The following is an 18,199-nucleotide window of genomic DNA, read 5'->3' as shown; positions in this document are numbered from 1 at the left end:
GTCACCCTGACTCGGGCCGCCTCTCGGGGCCGTCCAGGGCAGCTCGAACCCCGCCCCGTGGTTTCCCGCAGGGGGCTCTCGCGCGTACAGCGCCGGGCGGGGCCCGCCCCAGTGGCGGCGGGAAGCCCGCGGCCGCCGCACTCGCCGGCCCCGCGAGCGCCCGGCGGAGCGTGCGCCGGGGCCCTGCCGACGGCCAAACGTCACCGGTGTAAAGCTTGTCTGACCTGCCCGGTTTCAGGCCTCGGCCCGGTACCCGCTATCGTGGTGCGGTATGCCTGTTAGCAGGCAGGAAAACTCTCACTAGGACCCGGAGAGAGCACATGCCTCCCAAGAAGAAGAAGGTCACGGGGCTTATCAAGCTCCAGATCAACGCTGGTGCGGCCAACCCGGCCCCGCCGGTGGGCCCGGCGCTGGGTCAGCACGGCGTCAACATCATGGAGTTCTGCAAGGCCTACAACGCGGCCACCGAGTCGCAGCGTGGCTGGGTGATCCCGGTGGAGATCACGGTCTACGAGGACCGTTCCTTCACCTTCATCACCAAGACCCCGCCGGCCTCCCGCATGATCCTCAAGGCCGCGGGCGTGGAGAAGGGCTCCGGCGAGCCGCACAAGACCAAGGTCGCGAAGCTTACGCGTGACCAGGTCCGCGAGATCGCCACGACCAAGCTGCCCGACCTGAACGCCAACGACCTGGACGCCGCCGAGAAGATCATCGCCGGCACCGCGCGTTCCATGGGCATCACGGTCGAGGGCTGACCACTCCACCAGCAGTTCCGTGGCAGGGCCTGCTCGGCCCGCACCACGACTCCTCAAGACACACAGGAGCAGTAAGTGAGCAAGCGCAGCAAGTCCCTCCGCGCTGCGGACGCCAAGATCGACCGGGAGCGCCTGTACGCCCCCCTCGAGGCCGTCCGTCTCGCCAAGGACACCTCCACCAGCAAGTTCGACGGAACCGTCGAGGTTGCCTTCCGTCTGGGCGTCGACCCGCGCAAGGCCGACCAGATGGTCCGTGGCACCGTGAACCTTCCGCACGGCACCGGTAAGACCGCCCGGGTCCTGGTCTTCGCGACCGGTGACCGTGCCGAGGCCGCGCGTGCCGCGGGCGCCGACATCGTCGGCGCCGACGAGCTGATCGACGAGGTCGCGAAGGGCCGTCTGGACTTCGACGCCGTCGTCGCCACCCCGGACCTCATGGGCAAGGTCGGCCGCCTCGGCCGCGTCCTCGGCCCCCGTGGTCTGATGCCGAACCCGAAGACCGGCACCGTCACCCCCGACGTGGCGAAGGCTGTCACGGACATCAAGGGCGGCAAGATCGAGTTCCGCGTCGACAAGCACTCGAACCTGCACTTCATCATCGGCAAGACCTCGTTCGGTGAGCAGCAGCTGGTCGAGAACTACGGCGCCGCCCTGGACGAGATCCTGCGTCTGAAGCCGTCCGCCGCCAAGGGTCGCTACATCAAGAAGGCCGCCATCAGCACCACGATGGGCCCCGGCATCCCGGTCGACCCGAACCGCACCCGCAACCTCCTCGTCGAGGAGGACCCGGCCTCCGTCTGACCGGGTCGGGCCCTACGGGCCCGCGTGCTGTGAACCGGCCCCGCGCCTCTCCCGAGGCGCGGGGCCGGTTTTTTCTACGACGGTGTCAGTGCGGTGCGTTAACGTCACAAGCGGTCGGATCACGAGACCGCAGACGACGAACAGCATGGGGTGGGGATTGATGAGCGTGTCCGCAGCGAGGCGTGTGGGCGTCGGTCTGGCGGCTGTGGCCGTCCTGGTCGGCCTCGCGGGCTGCGATGGTGACGGCGACGGCGACAGCGGCGTCAAGAAGCGCAAGAAGGCCGACGCGCCCCACTCCGCGGTCCAGTCCCAGGACAAGATCACCGAGATCATCCAGGCCGCCTTCAGGAAGACCTCGGAGGCCAAGTCCGCCAAGGTCCGCATGACGGTCAGCACGCCGCCCGGCGTCCAGGGCGGCGGCACCATGGAGGTGACCGGCGTACAGGGCTGGGATCCGGCGGTCATGGACCTCACCGTGAAGGGCTCCGCCCTCGCGGCCGTCGGTGGCCCGGACGCCCCGTCCGAGATGCGCATGATCATGATCCACGACGCCATGTACGTGGACGTGGGGGCGGCGCAGGCCGCGCAGCTGGAAGGCAAGCGCTGGATGAAGCTGGACTTCGAGGCCGCGGCCGAGGCGAGCGGCAATGAGGCACTGCAGAAGCAGGTGAGCGGCAGCCTGGGGAACCTGAACCAGGACCCGTCCGAGCAGCTCGCCCTGCTGCTCCAGTCGCCGCATCTGAAGCACGTCGGGGCGGAGAAGGTCGACGGCGCCGCGGCGGACCACTACAAGGGCACGCTGACGTTCGAGGAGATGGTGCAGGCCAACCAGTCCGCCGACCTGCTCTCCGCCGAGCAGCGCGAGGCCCTGATCGCCGACGTGAAGAAGGCGGGCATCAAGGGGTACGACACCGAGATCTGGGTCAACGAGGACCGCTACCCGGTGAAGATGGTCTTGGGGATGAAGATGTCCCAGGGCACGGTGCGGATGACGGCCCGCTACTCCGACTACGGGACCGCCGCCGGCGTCGAGGCCCCGCCGGCGAAGGACACCGTCGATCTCTTCGCGATGCTGAAGGACATCAACACCGCAGCCGGCTGACGCCGGGCGAGGCCGGGGCAGGGCAGCGCCGTCTGACCTGCCCCGACACCGGATTTGCCTGGCGCGGACACGTTCGCGTACTCTTCCGGGGAAGCCAAAGACCGCTGGTTGTTGGCGTGCCCGCAAGGGTGCGGCAGCCGAAGGATCCGCTGATGCGGACGGCCCGCGCAGGTGACAGTGGATGAGCTCCCGGAATCGCTCTCGTGGTTCTGGTCGAGTGACGCCCCGTGCGCCTGCGCCGGGGCGTTTGTTGTGCCCGGCCCCTTCCCGTGCGGTCCGAATCACCCGGAAGGAGGCCGAGGCTCTATGGCGAGGCCCGACAAGGCCGGTTCGGTCGCAGAGCTGACGGACAAGTTCCGCAGCTCCAACGCCGCCGTGCTGACCGAGTACCGCGGTCTCACCGTGGCGCAGCTCAAGACGCTGCGCCGTTCGCTCGGTGAGAACGCCACGTACGCCGTGGTGAAGAACACGCTGACCAAGATCGCGGCCAACGAGGCCGGGATCACCCAGCTCGACGACCTGTTCGCGGGTCCGACGGCTGTCGCCTTCGTCACCGGTGACCCGGTGGAGTCGGCGAAGGGTCTCCGTGACTTCGCCAAGGAGAACCCGAACCTCATCATCAAGGGCGGTGTGCTTGACGGCAAGCCGCTGTCCGCCGATGAGATCAAGAAGCTCGCGGACCTCGAGTCCCGCGAGGTGCTGCTCGCCAAGCTGGCGGGTGCCATGAAGGCCAAGCAGGGTCAGGCCGCTGCTGTCTTCCAGGCCCTGCCCTCGAAGCTCGTCCGCACCGTGGAAGCGCTGCGCGAGAAGGTCGAGCAGGGCGGTGCCGGTACGCCGGCTCCCGCCGAGGACGCGGAGTAACCACTCCCGTGCTCCAGCGGGCCCGTCTGCGTAGCAATGCCGCAAGGCACACGCCCGCCGCAATGTACATCCGGCACCTGCCGAATTAGTGGAAGGACCGCCATCATGGCGAAGCTCAGCCAGGACGACCTGCTCGCGCAGTTCGAGGAGATGACCCTCATCGAGCTCTCCGAGTTCGTGAAGGCCTTCGAGGAGAAGTTCGACGTCACCGCCGCCGCCCCGGTCGCCGCTGTCGTCGCCGGTGGTGCCGCTGGTGGCGCCGCCGCCGAGGCCGTCGAGGAGAAGGACGAGTTCGACGTCATCCTCACCGGCGCCGGCGACAAGAAGATCCAGGTCATCAAGGTCGTGCGCGAGCTGACCTCCCTGGGTCTGAAGGAGGCCAAGGACCTCGTCGACGGCACCCCGAAGCCGGTCCTCGAGAAGGTCAACAAGGAGGCCGCGGACAAGGCCGCCGAGTCCCTCAAGGCCGCGGGCGCGTCCGTCGAGGTCAAGTGATCTCTGCCCCTTTCGAGGGGCTGATCAGCCGCGGGGCGGCCACCCTTTCGGGTGGCCGCCCTCGGTCGTTTGCGTGGTGCGTCACCCGCTCCGGCGACCGGCCCGGGTAAGGTGATGATCACCGTTCCGGGGCCGTCGACTTCCTCGAGCTGTGACGATCTCCGCGGGGCGGGGGCCTTGACGAACCGCACGCAGCGCGCGATTCTCAGGACGCGTCGTCACATCAACCATGGACCGAGGCATGGAACGAGGACGATGCGGGAATGCCTAGCCTGGCAAGCGCGAACGAGGGCATGACGGCTCACAACAAGGGGATCCCACGGACCCCTCCGGAGGACGAGATTGGTGCAGCGCCGGTCTCCGAAACTCTGCACTGGACATCAGTGTGCCGAGTGGCTACACTGACCCTTTGCGCTGCCTGTTAGCTGCTGCCTGGCCCGTCACCAGGGGCAAGCCCAAGCCTGAGCACACATGAGGAACCGTCCTGATCAGGGCATCCTTGTCTGCGCCCGGGGGCGGAACCGGTACGCGCGTAGTGAGTCCGAGCCCTCGGAAGGACCCCCTCTTGGCCGCCTCGCGCAACGCCTCGACTGCCAATACGAACAACGGCGCAAGCACCGCCCCGCTGCGCATCTCTTTCGCGAAGATCAAGGAGCCCCTCGAGGTCCCGAACCTCCTCGCGCTGCAGACCGAGAGCTTTGACTGGCTTCTCGGCAACGCCGCCTGGAAGGCTCGCGTCGAGGCGGCCCTGGACAGTGGTCAGGACGTCCCCACCAAGTCCGGTCTGGAGGAGATCTTCGAGGAGATCTCCCCGATCGAGGACTTCTCCGGGTCGATGTCGCTGACCTTCCGCGACCACCGTTTCGAGCCTCCGAAGAACTCGATCGACGAGTGCAAGGAGCGCGACTTCACGTACGCGGCCCCGCTCTTCGTCACGGCCGAGTTCACCAACAACGAGACCGGCGAGATCAAGTCCCAGACGGTCTTCATGGGCGACTTCCCGCTCATGACCAACAAGGGCACCTTCGTCATCAACGGCACCGAGCGTGTCGTGGTGTCCCAGCTGGTGCGTTCGCCGGGTGTCTACTTCGACAGCCAGATCGACAAGACGTCCGACAAGGACATCTACTCCGCCAAGGTCATCCCCTCCCGCGGTGCCTGGCTGGAGATGGAGATCGACAAGCGCGACATGGTCGGTGTCCGCATCGACCGCAAGCGCAAGCAGTCCGTCACCGTCCTCCTGAAGGCGCTCGGCTGGACCACCGAGCAGATCCTCGAGGAGTTCGGCGAGTACGAGTCGATGCGCGCCACCCTGGAGAAGGACCACACCCAGGGCCAGGACGACGCGCTGCTCGACATCTACCGCAAGCTGCGTCCGGGCGAGCCCCCGACCCGTGAGGCCGCGCAGACGCTGCTGGAGAACCTCTACTTCAACCCCAAGCGCTACGACCTGGCCAAGGTCGGCCGCTACAAGATCAACAAGAAGCTGGGCGCCGACGCGCCGCTCGACGCCGGTGTGCTGACCGTCGAGGACGTCATCGCGACGATCAAGTACCTGGTCAAGCTGCACGCCGGCGAGACCGAGACCACCGGCGACAACGGTTCGTCCGTGGTCGTCGAGGTCGACGACATCGACCACTTCGGCAACCGCCGTCTGCGCAACGTCGGCGAGCTCATCCAGAACCAGGTCCGCACGGGTCTGGCCCGTATGGAGCGCGTCGTCCGCGAGCGGATGACCACCCAGGACGTCGAGGCGATCACGCCGCAGACCCTGATCAACATCCGGCCGGTCGTCGCCTCCATCAAGGAGTTCTTCGGCACCAGCCAGCTGTCCCAGTTCATGGACCAGACGAACCCGCTGTCGGGCCTGACCCACAAGCGCCGTCTGTCCGCGCTGGGCCCCGGTGGTCTGTCCCGTGAGCGGGCCGGCTTCGAGGTCCGTGACGTGCACCCGTCCCACTACGGACGCATGTGCCCGATCGAGACCCCCGAAGGCCCGAACATCGGTCTGATCGGCTCGCTGGCCTCCTACGGCCGGGTCAACGCGTTCGGCTTCGTGGAGACCCCGTACCGCAAGGTCGACGAGAACGGTGTCGTCACCGACGAGGTCAACTTCCTCACGGCAGACGAGGAGGACCGCTTCGTCATCGCCCAGGCGAACGCCCCGCTGACCGAGGACAACCGCTTCGCGGAGTCGCGCGTCCTGGTCCGCCGCCGCGGCGGCGAGATCGACTACGTCCCCGGCGAGGACGTGGACTACATGGACGTCTCGCCGCGCCAGATGGTGTCGGTCGCGACCGCCATGATCCCCTTCCTCGAGCACGACGACGCCAACCGCGCGCTCATGGGATCGAACATGATGCGCCAGGCCGTGCCGCTGCTCAAGGCGCAGGCCCCGCTGGTCGGCACCGGCATGGAGTACCGCTGCGCGGTCGACGCCGGTGACGTCATCAAGGCCGACAAGGACGGTGTGGTCCAGGAGGTCTCCGCGGACTACATCACCGTCGCCAACGACGACGGCACCTACAACACCTACCGGGTCGCCAAGTTCTCCCGCTCGAACCAGGGCACGTCCTTCAACCAGAAGGTCGTCGTGGACGAGGGCGCCCGCGTGATCGCCGGCCAGGTGCTCGCCGACGGCCCGTCCACCGAGCGCGGTGAGATGGCGCTGGGCAAGAACCTGCTGGTCGCGTTCATGCCGTGGGAGGGCCACAACTACGAGGACGCGATCATCCTCAGCCAGCGCCTGGTGCAGGACGACGTCCTCTCCTCGATCCACATCGAGGAGCACGAGGTCGACGCCCGTGACACCAAGCTCGGCCCTGAGGAGATCACCCGGGACATCCCGAACGTCTCCGAGGAGGTCCTGGCGGACCTCGACGAGCGCGGCATCATCCGCATCGGTGCCGAGGTCGTCGCCGGCGACATCCTGGTCGGCAAGGTCACCCCGAAGGGCGAGACCGAGCTGACCCCGGAGGAGCGCCTGCTGCGCGCGATCTTCGGTGAGAAGGCCCGTGAGGTCCGCGACACCTCGCTGAAGGTGCCGCACGGTGAGACCGGCAAGGTCATCGGCGTGCGCGTCTTCGACCGCGAGGAGGGCGACGAGCTGCCGCCGGGCGTGAACCAGCTGGTCCGCGTCTACGTGGCGCAGAAGCGCAAGATCACCGATGGTGACAAGCTCGCCGGCCGCCACGGCAACAAGGGCGTCATCTCCAAGATCCTGCCGATCGAGGACATGCCGTTCCTGGAGGACGGCACCCCGGTCGACATCATCCTCAACCCGCTGGGTGTCCCGTCCCGAATGAACCCGGGACAGGTCCTGGAGATCCACCTCGGCTGGCTCGCCGCCCAGGGCTGGGACGTCTCCGGACTCGGCGACGAGTGGGCGCGCCGCCTCACGGCGATCGGCGCCGACCGCGTCGAGCCCGGCACCAACGTCGCCACCCCGGTGTTCGACGGCGCCCGCGAGGACGAGATCGCCGGTCTCTTCGAGGCCACGATCCCGAACCGCGACGGCCAGCGCATGGTGCTGCCCTCCGGCAAGGCCCGGCTGTTCGACGGCCGCTCCGGCGAGCCGTTCCCGGACCCGATCTCGGTCGGCTACATGTACATCCTCAAGCTGCACCACCTGGTGGACGACAAGCTGCACGCCCGCTCCACCGGTCCGTACTCGATGATCACCCAGCAGCCGCTGGGTGGTAAGGCGCAGTTCGGTGGTCAGCGCTTCGGTGAGATGGAGGTGTGGGCCCTTGAGGCGTACGGCGCGGCCTACGCGCTGCAGGAACTCCTCACCATCAAGTCCGACGACGTCCTCGGCCGCGTGAAGGTCTACGAGGCCATCGTCAAGGGCGAGAACATCCCCGAGCCGGGCATTCCCGAGTCCTTCAAGGTGCTCATCAAGGAAATGCAGTCGCTCTGCCTCAACGTGGAGGTGCTGTCCTCGGACGGCATGTCCATCGAGATGCGCGACACGGACGAGGACGTCTTCCGCGCGGCGGAGGAGCTCGGAATCGACCTGTCCCGGCGCGAGCCGAGCAGCGTCGAAGAGGTCTGACGGGCCGGCCGGGGAGCTGCGCTGAGCAGCTCCCCGCCTCCCCCGGACCGTTCAGACATGTTTGACTTTCGACCCCGAAAGAGGGATTGACGACAAAGTGCTCGACGTCAACTTCTTCGACGAGCTGCGGATCGGCCTTGCGACCGCGGACGACATCCGGCAGTGGTCCCACGGCGAGGTCAAGAAGCCTGAGACCATCAACTACCGCACCCTGAAGCCCGAGAAGGACGGACTCTTCTGCGAGAAGATCTTCGGCCCCACCCGGGACTGGGAGTGCTACTGCGGCAAGTACAAGCGTGTCCGCTTCAAGGGCATCATCTGCGAGCGCTGCGGCGTCGAGGTCACTCGCGCCAAGGTGCGTCGTGAGCGGATGGGCCACATCGAGCTTGCCGCTCCCGTGACTCACATCTGGTACTTCAAGGGCGTTCCGTCGCGGCTGGGCTACCTGCTCGACCTCGCCCCGAAGGACCTCGAGAAGGTCATCTACTTCGCCGCCTACATGATCACGTGGGTGGACGACGAGCGCCGTACGCGCGACCTGTCCTCGCTGGAGGCCCAGGTGTCCGTCGAGCGCCAGCAGATCGAGCAGCGCCGTGACGCGGACATCGAGTCCCGGCAGAAGAAGCTCGAGGCCGACCTCGGCGAGCTGGAGGCCGAGGGCGCCAAGTCCGACGTGCGCCGCAAGGTGCGCGAGGGCGCCGAGCGTGAGATGAAGCAGCTGCGCGACCGTGCCCAGCGCGAGCTGGACCGGCTCGACGAGGTCTGGTCCCGCTTCAAGAACCTCAAGGTCCAGGACCTGGAGGGTGACGAGCTGCTCTACCGCGAGCTGCGGGAGCGCTTCGGCACCTACTTCCAGGGTTCGATGGGTGCCGCGGCGCTGCAGAAGCGCCTGGAGTCCTTCGACCTGGACGAGGAGGCCGCCAAGCTCCGCGAGATCATCCGCACCGGCAAGGGCCAGAAGAAGACCCGCGCGCTCAAGCGCCTCAAGGTCGTCTCCGCCTTCCTGCAGACCACCAACAAGCCGCAGGGCATGGTGCTGGACTGCGTCCCGGTGATCCCGCCGGACCTGCGTCCGATGGTGCAGCTGGACGGTGGCCGCTTCGCGACCTCCGACCTGAACGACCTGTACCGCCGGGTCATCAACCGCAACAACCGCCTCAAGCGCCTCCTCGACCTCGGTGCCCCCGAGATCATCGTGAACAACGAGAAGCGCATGCTCCAGGAGGCCGTGGACGCGCTCTTCGACAACGGCCGCCGCGGCCGCCCGGTCACGGGTCCCGGCAACCGTCCGCTGAAGTCGCTGTCCGACATGCTCAAGGGCAAGCAGGGCCGGTTCCGTCAGAACCTGCTCGGCAAGCGCGTCGACTACTCGGCCCGTTCGGTCATCGTCGTCGGCCCGCAGCTCAAGCTGCACCAGTGCGGTCTGCCCAAGGCCATGGCGCTGGAGCTCTTCAAGCCGTTCGTGATGAAGCGCCTGGTGGACCTGAACCACGCGCAGAACATCAAGTCGGCCAAGCGCATGGTCGAGCGCGGCCGCACGGTCGTGTACGACGTGCTCGAAGAGGTCATCGCCGAGCACCCGGTGCTGCTGAACCGTGCGCCGACCCTGCACCGCCTCGGCATCCAGGCCTTCGAGCCGCAGCTGGTCGAGGGCAAGGCCATCCAGATCCACCCGCTCGTCTGCACCGCGTTCAACGCGGACTTCGACGGCGACCAGATGGCCGTGCACCTGCCGCTGTCCGCGGAGGCGCAGGCCGAGGCCCGCATCCTGATGCTGTCCTCGAACAACATCCTCAAGCCCGCCGACGGCCGTCCGGTGACGATGCCGACGCAGGACATGGTCCTGGGTCTGTTCTTCCTCACCACGGACGCGGAGGAGCGCGAGGTCAAGGGCGAGGGGCGGTCCTTCGGCTCGGTCGCCGAGGCGATCATGGCCTTCGACGCGCGGGAGCTCTCGCTGCAGTCGAGGATCGACATCCGCTTCCCGATCGGCACCGTCCCGCCGCGCGGCTGGACCCCGCCGGCGTCGGTGGAGGGCGAGGAGCCCTGGCAGCTCGGTGACAGCTTCCGGCTGAACACGACCCTGGGCCGTGCGCTCTTCAACGAGCTGCTGCCCGAGGACTACCCGTTCGTGGACTACCCGGTCGGCAAGAAGCAGCTCTCCGAGATCGTCAACGACCTCGCCGAGCGCTACCCGAAGGTCATCGTGGCGGCGACGCTCGACAACCTGAAGGCGGCGGGCTTCCACTGGGCGACCCGCTCCGGTGTCACCGTGGCCATCTCCGACGTCGTCGTGCCCGAGGCCAAGAAGGCCATCATCGCGGGCTACGAGGCACAGGACGAGAAGGTCCAGAAGCAGTACGAGCGCGGTCTGATCACCAAGGACGAGCGCACGCAGGAGCTGATCGCGATCTGGACCAAGGCGACCAACGAGGTCGCCGAGGCGATGAACGCGAACTTCCCGAAGACCAACCCGATCTTCATGATGGTCGACTCGGGCGCCCGCGGAAACATGATGCAGATGCGTCAGATCGCGGGTATGCGTGGTCTGGTGTCCAACGCCAAGAACGAGACCATCCCGCGGCCCATCAAGGCGTCGTTCCGTGAGGGTCTCACCGTGCTGGAGTACTTCATCTCCACCCACGGTGCCCGTAAGGGTCTGGCGGACACCGCCCTGCGTACCGCTGACTCCGGTTACCTGACGCGTCGACTGGTCGACGTCTCCCAGGACGTGATCATCCGCGAGGAGGACTGCGGCACCGAGCGCGGCCTCAAGCTGGCGATCGCCGAGCGTGCCGAGGACGGTTCGCTGCGCAAGACGGACGACGTCGAGACCAGCGTGTACGCGCGCTGCCTCGCCGAGGACGTCGTGGTGGACGGCAAGGTGCTGGCCACCGCCGGCACCGACCTGGGCGACGTGCTCATCGAGCAGCTCATCCACAACGGCGTCCAGGAGGTCAAGACCCGTTCGGTCCTGACCTGCGAGTCCGCGGTGGGCACCTGCGCGATGTGCTACGGCCGTTCGCTGGCGACCGGCAAGCTGGTGGACATCGGCGAGGCGGTCGGCATCATCGCCGCCCAGTCCATCGGTGAGCCCGGCACCCAGCTGACGATGCGTACCTTCCACACCGGTGGTGTGGCCGGTGACGACATCACCCAGGGTCTGCCGCGTGTCGTCGAGCTCTTCGAGGCGCGTACCCCCAAGGGCGTCGCCCCGATCTCGGAGGCGGCCGGCCGCATCCGGATCGAGGAGACGGAGAAGACCAAGAAGATCGTCATCACCCCGGACGACGGCTCCGACGAGATCGCTTACCCGATCTCCAAGCGTGCCCGTCTGCTCGTGGGCGAGGGCGACCACGTCGAGGTCGGCGAGAAGCTGACCGTGGGCGCCACCAACCCGCACGACGTGCTGCGCATCCTGGGCCAGCGGGCTGTCCAGGTCCACCTGGTCGGGGAAGTGCAGAAGGTCTACAACTCGCAGGGTGTGTCGATCCACGACAAGCACATCGAGATCATCATCCGGCAGATGCTCCGCCGGGTGACGATCATCGAGTCCGGCGACGCGGAGCTGCTGCCGGGCGAGCTGGTCGAGCGCGGCCGCTTCGAGACCGAGAACCGTCGGGTCGTGGCGGAGGGTGGCCACCCGGCCTCCGGCCGTCCGCAGCTGATGGGTATCACCAAGGCCTCGCTGGCCACCGAGTCCTGGCTGTCGGCCGCCTCCTTCCAGGAGACGACCAGGGTCCTGACGGACGCGGCGATCCACGCCAAGTCCGACTCCCTGCTGGGCCTCAAGGAGAACGTCATCATCGGTAAGCTCATCCCCGCCGGTACGGGTCTGTCCCGCTACCGCAACATCCGGGTGGAGCCGACCGAGGAGGCCAAGGCCGCGATGTACTCGGCCGTCGGCTACGACGACATCGACTACAGCCCGTTCGGCACCGGCTCCGGCCAGGCCGTTCCGCTGGAGGACTACGACTACGGCCCGTACAACGGCTGAGTCGTCCGATCGAAGCCGCTGGGCGGCCATCCCTTCCGGGGTGGCCGCCCAGCGGTCTTTCACCGCCCTGGACGGGGGCGGCGGGGTTCTGCGGGCGATCCGCTCACGGGGGTGGGACGCGGAACCCGGCCGACCGTGTGACGGGACACTCAGGGACCCGGGTTTTCCGGGCATAATGGAACGATGCGGGCTGCGAACGATGATCGCGAGCGTACGGTGGACGTGCTCAAGGCGGCGTTCGCCGAAGGGCGGTTGACCCAGCCGGAGTTCGAGGACCGGGTCGGCCTGGCGTATCAGGCGGTGACGTACCAGGAGCTGCACGGACTCACCGCGGACATCCCGCGGCCCCGCCGGCTTCCCGTGCCGCCGCCACCGGTCAACGCCAAAGCCGTCGCCTCGCTGACGTGCGGCGCGGTGGGGATGTTCGGGCTGCTGCTGCCGGGGATACCGGCCGTGGTGCTGGGGCACATGGCGCGGCGGGAGATCCGGCGCACGGGGGAGCGGGGCGACGCTCTCGCGGTGTGCGGGCTCGTCCTGGGATATCTCCTGACCGCGTTCATGGTCGCGCTCACCGCGATCATCGTTATGGTGGTAGTGGCGGTCAGTCACGGCTGAGTGCGTTCACGCGAGCCTTCGCGGGGCCCGGCGGGAGGGTGCGGCATCGGCCGAGACCATATGTTTTGACCGAAGGCTGAGCGCTGGGTACGCTCTGACCTTGTGCCTGGGGTGTGCCCGGGTTCTCGTGCGTGCATTCGTCCGTGCGGGACACCGTGGCCGATGCACCGACGAATACGTGCCTTCGCTTCGCCGGAGAGCGTATGAGGTGCGCGACACACCCGACCGCGTGGGTCGGAGTGAGCCGCTGCAGCCCCAGGTTAGAAGTATCGAGTCGGCACACAGAAACCGGAGAAACGGTGCCTACGATCCAGCAGCTGGTCCGAAAGGGCCGGCAGGACAAGGTCGAGAAGAACAAGACGCCCGCACTGAAGGGTTCCCCTCAGCGCCGCGGCGTCTGCACGCGTGTTTACACGACCACCCCGAAGAAGCCGAACTCGGCCCTGCGCAAGGTCGCGCGTGTGCGTCTGACCAGCGGCATCGAGGTCACCGCTTACATTCCGGGTGAGGGCCACAACCTGCAGGAGCACTCCATCGTGCTCGTGCGTGGTGGCCGTGTGAAGGACCTGCCGGGTGTTCGTTACAAGATCATCCGCGGCTCGCTCGACACTCAGGGTGTCAAGAACCGCAAGCAGGCCCGCAGCCGCTACGGCGCCAAGAAGGAGAAGTAAGAATGCCTCGTAAGGGCCCCGCCCCGAAGCGCCCGGTCATCGTCGACCCGGTTTACGGTTCTCCTCTGGTGACCTCGCTCGTCAACAAGATCCTCCTGCACGGCAAGCGCTCCACCGCGGAGCGCATCGTGTACGGCGCCCTCGAGGGCCTGCGCGAGAAGACGGGCCAGGACCCGGTCATCACGCTCAAGCGCGCCCTGGAGAACGTCAAGCCCTCCCTCGAGGTCAAGTCCCGCCGTGTCGGTGGCGCGACCTACCAGGTCCCGGTCGAGGTCCGCCCCGGCCGTGCCAACACCCTCGCGCTGCGCTGGCTCGTGGGGTACTCCCGTGCCCGCCGCGAGAAGACCATGACCGAGCGTCTGATGAACGAGCTCATGGACGCCAGCAACGGTCTGGGCGCCGCGGTCAAGCGCCGCGAGGACACCCACAAGATGGCCGAGTCCAACAAGGCCTTCGCGCACTACCGCTGGTAGTCGCTACCCCATCGAGAACCGAGAGAAGACTGAAGCCTTATGGCTACCACTTCACTTGACCTGGCCAGGGTCCGCAACATCGGGATCATGGCCCACATCGACGCGGGCAAGACGACGACCACCGAGCGGATCCTGTTCTACACCGGTGTCTCGTACAAGATCGGTGAAGTCCACGACGGCGCTGCCACGATGGACTGGATGGAGCAGGAGCAGGAGCGCGGCATCACGATCACGTCCGCCGCGACCACCTGTCACTGGCCGCTGGAGAACGTCGACCACACCATCAACATCATCGACACGCCGGGTCACGTCGACTTCACCGTCGAGGTGGAGCGTTCCCTGCGCGTGCTCGACGGTGCCGTGACGGTGTTCGACGGTGTCGCCGGCGTCGAGCCTCAGTCCGAGACCGTGTGGCGTCAGGCGGACCGCTACGGCGTCCCGCGCATCTGCTTCGTCAACAAGCTGGACCGGACCGGTGCCGAGTTCCACCGCTGCGTCGACATGATCGTGGACCGCCTGGGCGCGACCCCGATCGTCATGCAGCTGCCGATCGGTGCCGAGGCCGACTTCAAGGGCGTCATCGACCTCGTCCGCATGAAGGCCCTCGTGTGGTCCGCCGAGGCCACCAAGGGCGAGATGTACGACATCGTCGACATCCCGGCCACGCACACCGAGGCCGCCGAGGAGTGGCGCGGCAAGCTGCTCGAGGCCGTCGCGGAGAACGACGAAGAGATGATGGAGCTGTACCTCGAGGGCACCGAGCCCACCGAGGAGCAGCTGTACGCGGCCATCCGCCGGGTCACCATCAACTCCGGCAAGGGCGACGGCGTCACCGTCACCCCGGTCTTCTGCGGCACCGCGTTCAAGAACAAGGGCGTGCAGCCCCTGCTCGACGCGGTCGTGCGCTACCTCCCCTCCCCGCTGGACGTCGAGGCCATCGAGGGCCACGCGGTCGGCGACGCCGAGGAGATCATCAAGCGCAAGCCGTCCGACGACGAGCCGCTGTCGGCGCTGGCGTTCAAGATCATGAGCGACCCGCACCTCGGCAAGCTCACCTTCGTCCGCGTGTACTCCGGCCGCCTGGAGTCCGGCACCGCCGTGCTGAACTCCGTCAAGGGCCGCAAGGAGCGCATCGGCAAGATCTACCGCATGCACGCCAACAAGCGTGAGGAGATCGACTCGGTGGGCGCCGGCGACATCGTCGCCGTCATGGGCCTGAAGCAGACCACCACCGGTGAGACGCTGAGCGACGAGAAGAACCCGGTGATCCTGGAGTCCATGGACTTCCCGGCGCCGGTCATCCAGGTCGCGATCGAGCCCAAGTCCAAGGGTGACCAGGAGAAGCTGGGTGTCGCCATCCAGCGTCTCGCGGAGGAGGACCCCTCCTTCCAGGTTCACTCGGACGAGGAGACCGGCCAGACCATCATCGGCGGTATGGGCGAACTGCACCTCGAGGTGCTGGTCGACCGCATGCGCCGTGAGTTCAAGGTCGAGGCCAACGTCGGCAAGCCGCAGGTGGCGTACCGCGAGACCATCCGCAAGACGGTCGAGAAGGTCGACTACACCCACAAGAAGCAGACCGGTGGTACGGGCCAGTTCGCGAAGGTCCAGATCACGGTCGAGCCTCTCGAGGGTGGCGACGCCTCCTACGAGTTCGTCAACCAGGTCACCGGTGGCCGCATCCCCCGCGAGTACATCCCGTCGGTGGACGCCGGTGCCCAGGAGGCCATGAAGTTCGGCATCCTGGCGGGCTACGAGATGGTCGGCGTGCGCGTCATCCTTCTCGACGGTGCCTACCACGAGGTCGACTCCTCCGAGCTGGCGTTCAAGATCGCCGGTTCGCAGGCCTTCAAGGAGGCCGCCCGCAAGGCCAGCCCCGTGCTGCTCGAGCCGATGATGGCCGTCGAGGTCACCACGCCCGAGGAGTCCATGGGCGATGTCATCGGTGACATCAACTCCCGCCGTGGCCAGATCCAGGCCATGGAGGAGCGTGCCGGTGCCCGGGTCGTCAAGGCTCTGGTGCCTCTGTCGGAGATGTTCGGCTACGTCGGCGACCTCCGCAGCAAGACGTCGGGTCGCGCGAGCTACTCGATGCAGTTCGACTCCTACGCCGAGGTTCCCAAGAACGTCGCCGAGGAGATCATCGCGAAGGCCAAGGGCGAGTAACTCAGCGGTTTCTCTCGCACTAGGCTTGACCGGGAGGCTTAGGGGCATTCCGCCGCGAACCGCAAGAGGAGCGTCGGATGCCCCGGCCGCCCGCAACCCAGCAAAGATCACCCTGGCGCCGATGAAGTAAGGCGTACAGCAACTCCACAGGAGGACCCCAGTGGCGAAGGCGAAGTTCGAGCGGACTAAGCCGCACGTCAACATCGGCACCATCGGTCACATCGACCACGGTAAGACGACCCTCACGGCCGCCATTACCAAGGTGCTGCACGACGCGTACCCGGACCTGAACGAGGCCTCGGCCTTCGACCAGATCGACAAGGCTCCCGAGGAGCGCCAGCGCGGTATCACCATCTCCATCGCGCACGTCGAGTACCAGACCGAGGCGCGTCACTACGCGCACGTCGACTGCCCGGGTCACGCGGACTACATCAAGAACATGATCACCGGTGCCGCGCAGATGGACGGCGCGATCCTGGTGGTCGCCGCCACCGACGGCCCGATGCCGCAGACCAAGGAGCACGTGCTCCTGGCCCGCCAGGTCGGCGTTCCCTACATCGTCGTCGCCCTGAACAAGGCCGACATGGTGGACGACGAGGAGATCCTGGAGCTCGTCGAGCTCGAGGTCCGTGAGCTGCTCTCCGAGTACGAGTTCCCGGGCGACGACCTGCCGGTCGTCCGCGTCTCCGCGCTGAAGGCGCTGGAGGGCGACAAGGAGTGGGGCGAGAAGCTCCTCGGCCTGATGAAGGCCGTGGACGAGGCCGTTCCCACCCCGGAGCGCGACGTCGACAAGCCGTTCCTGATGCCGATCGAGGACGTCTTCACGATCACCGGTCGTGGCACCGTCGTCACCGGTCGTATCGAGCGCGGTGTCCTCAAGGTCAACGAGACCGTCGACATCATCGGCATCAAGACCGAGAAGACCACCACCACGGTCACCGGCATCGAGATGTTCCGCAAGCTGCTCGACGAGGGCCAGGCCGGTGAGAACGTCGGTCTGCTGCTCCGCGGCATCAAGCGCGAGGACGTCGAGCGCGGCCAGGTCATCATCAAGCCGGGCTCGGTCACCCCGCACACCGAGTTCGAGGCCCAGGCCTACATCCTGTCGAAGGACGAGGGTGGCCGTCACACCCCGTTCTTCAACAACTACCGCCCGCAGTTCTACTTCCGTACCACGGACGTGACCGGCGTCGTGACCCTCCCCGAGGGCACCGAGATGGTCATGCCGGGCGACAACACCGCCATGACGGTCGCGCTGATCCAGCCGATCGCCATGGAGGAGGGCCTGAAGTTCGCCATCCGCGAGGGTGGCCGGACCGTCGGCGCCGGCCAGGTCACCAAGATCCTGAAGTAAGGATCCCGGCGATCTGCCGCTTGCCGTAGGCGAGTTGCACGAGGGCCCCGGCCCACCGTTCACGCGGTGGGCCGGGGCCCTCGCCGTTGTGCCGTGGGTTTTGCGAAAGCGCCCCGGACCGGGGAGGGCGGCGCGGGGCACCAGATCCAAGGCGTCGCGTCCACGCCGAAGCCCACGAGGGCCGGACCGGCCCCGGGGCGGCTGTGCAGGGCGGGGAAGCCGTACCCGCACCGTCTCACGGCCGTTCACCCGCAGCGTGTCGACCTCGGCTGTCATGCCGTGGGCCAGCCGGCAGGTTCCGCGCCGCCAGGGCGTGAAGAGGCCGGCGCCCGGCATCGCCGTGTACGCCCGGCGCAGTCCCTGGTGGCGGGCCGCGGAGTAGGCGGCCTCGTCGGGGGCAGGACCCGGTCGCCCCGGTGGGCGGCCGAGACCGCGGGCCTCGCGGGCCGTGACGTACACCGACACGACGGGGACGCCCGCCCGGACGCGTCGGACGGTGTCAGGGTTCACGGAGTGCAGCTCGTGATCGGGACGCGCGGGCACCTGAAGCAGCCGCCCCCGACCGGTCGCCGTGCGGGACGGCAGGGGAGCGGGCGCGGGTCCGGCGCCTGCGGCGCCGGGACGGTTCCAGCCGCCCGCCAGGGCGGCCGCCCTGCCCGCGACGAGGGCGGCGAGAGCGGTGAGGAAGCGACCGGCGGCCGGGAACCGTGTCCACGTCGCCCAGAGGGCCCGCCCGCCCCGGAGGGTGTTCTCCCGCGCACGGCGCCCCACTCGGGCGACGCGGGTACGCCGAGGTGACGCCCGGTCCCGCCGCCGCGGTGGCGGGCCGGCGTGCCGGGGGACACGAACTCCGAC

At 67.6% G+C, this 18,199-nt stretch carries 12 protein-coding genes; all 12 read left to right on the top strand.

The window, feature by feature from the left end; genetic code table 11:
* Positions 1 to 320 precede the first annotated feature (320 nt).
* The 12 genes from rplK (at position 321) to tuf (ending at position 17,344) form a co-directional block, all read left to right on the top strand.
* On the top strand, positions 321 to 755 hold the full coding sequence (gene rplK, locus AC3ET4_RS00350) for a 50S ribosomal protein L11 (protein WP_319135229.1): 435 nt from the start codon (positions 321 to 323) through the stop codon (positions 753 to 755).
* A gap of 75 nt (positions 756 to 830) precedes the next feature.
* Positions 831 to 1,556, top strand: coding sequence for a 50S ribosomal protein L1 (gene rplA, locus AC3ET4_RS00345; protein WP_431944510.1), 726 nt, complete (start codon positions 831 to 833; stop codon positions 1,554 to 1,556).
* 160 nt (positions 1,557 to 1,716) lie between these two features.
* On the top strand, positions 1,717 to 2,658 hold the full coding sequence (locus AC3ET4_RS00340) for an SCO4651 family lipoprotein (protein WP_431944508.1): 942 nt from the start codon (positions 1,717 to 1,719) through the stop codon (positions 2,656 to 2,658).
* 306 nt (positions 2,659 to 2,964) lie between these two features.
* The gene (gene rplJ, locus AC3ET4_RS00335; RefSeq protein WP_431944506.1) at positions 2,965 to 3,519 is read left to right on the top strand and encodes a 50S ribosomal protein L10; all 555 of its coding nucleotides are present in this window, start codon (positions 2,965 to 2,967) and stop codon (positions 3,517 to 3,519) included.
* Between the two features lie 105 nt (positions 3,520 to 3,624).
* The gene (gene rplL / locus AC3ET4_RS00330; protein ID WP_431944504.1) at positions 3,625 to 4,014 is read left to right on the top strand and encodes a 50S ribosomal protein L7/L12; all 390 of its coding nucleotides are present in this window, start codon (positions 3,625 to 3,627) and stop codon (positions 4,012 to 4,014) included.
* A 565-nt stretch (positions 4,015 to 4,579) separates the two neighbouring features.
* Complete coding sequence (gene rpoB, locus AC3ET4_RS00325; protein WP_431944502.1) at positions 4,580 to 8,068, top strand: DNA-directed RNA polymerase subunit beta; 3,489 nt, start codon at positions 4,580 to 4,582, stop codon at positions 8,066 to 8,068.
* A gap of 97 nt (positions 8,069 to 8,165) precedes the next feature.
* The gene (locus AC3ET4_RS00320) at positions 8,166 to 12,065 is read left to right on the top strand and encodes a DNA-directed RNA polymerase subunit beta' (protein WP_431944500.1); all 3,900 of its coding nucleotides are present in this window, start codon (positions 8,166 to 8,168) and stop codon (positions 12,063 to 12,065) included.
* 183 nt (positions 12,066 to 12,248) lie between these two features.
* Entirely contained in the window at positions 12,249 to 12,680 is a 432-nt protein-coding gene (locus AC3ET4_RS00315) for a DUF1707 and DUF4190 domain-containing protein (RefSeq protein WP_431944498.1), read from the top strand.
* Positions 12,681 to 12,979: 299 nt separating this feature from the next.
* A complete protein-coding gene (rpsL, locus tag AC3ET4_RS00310) occupies positions 12,980 to 13,351 on the top strand; it encodes a 30S ribosomal protein S12 (protein WP_014144289.1) in 372 nt (123 codons plus the stop codon).
* Between the two features lie 2 nt (positions 13,352 to 13,353).
* Positions 13,354 to 13,824 carry a 30S ribosomal protein S7 gene (gene rpsG / locus AC3ET4_RS00305; protein WP_431944495.1) on the top strand — a complete coding sequence of 157 codons (471 nt, stop codon included), beginning with the start codon at positions 13,354 to 13,356 and terminating at the stop codon, positions 13,822 to 13,824.
* Positions 13,825 to 13,863: 39 nt separating this feature from the next.
* A complete protein-coding gene (gene fusA, locus AC3ET4_RS00300) occupies positions 13,864 to 15,990 on the top strand; it encodes an elongation factor G (protein WP_431944493.1) in 2,127 nt (708 codons plus the stop codon).
* A gap of 160 nt (positions 15,991 to 16,150) precedes the next feature.
* On the top strand, positions 16,151 to 17,344 hold the full coding sequence (gene tuf / locus AC3ET4_RS00295) for an elongation factor Tu (protein ID WP_431944491.1): 1,194 nt from the start codon (positions 16,151 to 16,153) through the stop codon (positions 17,342 to 17,344).
* Positions 17,345 to 18,199: the final 855 nt, after the last annotated feature.

Source organism: Actinacidiphila sp. bgisy167 (assembly GCF_057707665.1).
This window is presented reverse-complemented; position numbering and strand designations above follow the sequence as displayed.